This is a genomic window from Dellaglioa sp. CoH-57-MRSF-18, from assembly GCF_056781995.1.
In genome coordinates, this window is record NZ_JBXAXX010000267.1 from 1 (window position 1) to 245 (window position 245).

The 245-nt window shown below is 51.4% G+C and carries 1 protein-coding gene; it reads left to right on the top strand.

What is annotated here, in order from left to right; all coding sequences use genetic code 11:
- Positions 1-245, top strand: a 245-nt coding sequence (locus AC1RPG_RS08935; RefSeq protein WP_481762630.1) for a hypothetical protein, incomplete at both ends; no start/stop codon positions are given.

The window sequence follows — 245 nt, forward strand, 5'->3', positions numbered from 1 at the left end:
CGTGTTTGCTGGACTCGTAGAAGGCTTTGACAACGATGAGCAGTGCATCAAAGATCGCGCTGATTACGCGCATCTTGTGCCGGAGCGACTAAACGGGCTTCCGCACGTAGAAGAGGAAAAGATGGCAGAGTTCATGCACGCGGTATCCGGCATCGGCCGTGATCTGTGCTTAGCATATGACTATGTTTATTTCGAAAGTAAATTTGGCCTGACGATCGAGCAGGCAGAGGCGCAAGGATCGGTAT